The sequence below is a fragment of the Nocardia sp. NPDC041819 genome (assembly GCF_055590505.1).
Window position 1 is genome coordinate 1 of the sequence record NZ_JBVJAP010000064.1, and the last position, 1,036, is coordinate 1,036.

The following is a 1,036-nucleotide window of genomic DNA, read 5'->3' on the forward strand; positions in this document are numbered from 1 at the left end:
GAAACCGATCACCCGCCGACCTCGCCACAGCGGACATGATGCACCACCGGCCCACCCCAAGCTGACTAATCAGACGATTGGGAGACAGAACCTAGCACCAACGACGTCGAGGCCTGAAACCGTTGCTGAACGCCGTAACCGCGATCCGGTCGCGGCGCGGTCCGCGCCGCCGCCGACCGACACGCTTCGCGCCGACAAGCATACGATTCCGCCGAATCGCTTCGTTGGCTGCGGGCGAACCGGAACGTTTGCCCGGATCGCCCGCAAGGGGCATCGAATCCTCGCAGCCCATCGGACGCCACCGCTGGATGATCGAACGGATCTGGTGCTCACCGCTATCGAGGTCTTGCCCCCACAACGCGGGCCACGACTCTCATGCACGCCGGACCGAACCCAGCGGGGCCAGGTCAGCGGGGCCTCCACCGGAGAGCGGCCTGCTAGGAGGAAGGGGCCGCTTCGGGGCTGGTTTTGCCTTGAGGATGGGGACCACCTGTTTGCCATTAATGGGACCACCTCTGGTTGTGTGCCAGTTATAGGACCACCCAGGTGTAGCTGCGGGTTGTCCAATTGTTCGGCCGCTGTATTGGCGGAATGAGCTACCGGGAGGTTTCGGTGATCGAGATCAGGGAGGTCTCGCGGCTGTGGTTGGAGGGTCGGGGTTTGCGGGAGGCAGCCCGTTGGGGTGCAGATCGCAAGACCCATGCGCAGTCGTGCGGGGCGAACCGGTGAGCACCTTCCACAGCTGGCTCGAGCCGAGAAGCTCATGAAGCTTGCCCCGACCTAGATGTACTGACCTGAGAGGTTGGGAACGCGGCTGGCTGGTGGGTGTCCGCCGAGTGCGGTGTGGCCGCGGTGCACAGTGATTGTAGGTGTGTAGCCAGTCGGGGAAGGTGCTGCGGCGTTCGGTTTCGGTGCGGTAGGGGCGGGCGTAGGCCCATTCTTCGAGCAGGGTGCGGTTGAAGCGTTCGACCTTGCCGTTGGTTTGTGGCCGGTAGGGGCGGGTGCGTTTGTGGGTGATGCCGGTCTCGATGAGGGT

1 pseudogene is annotated in these 1,036 nt (G+C 64.3%); it reads right to left on the minus strand.

Annotated elements, in window-relative coordinates:
- Nucleotides 1–780: 780 nt before the first annotated feature.
- Nucleotides 781–1,036 (minus strand): annotated as a pseudogene (locus ACZ6DL_RS38125) (integrase core domain-containing protein); the annotation flags it as partial.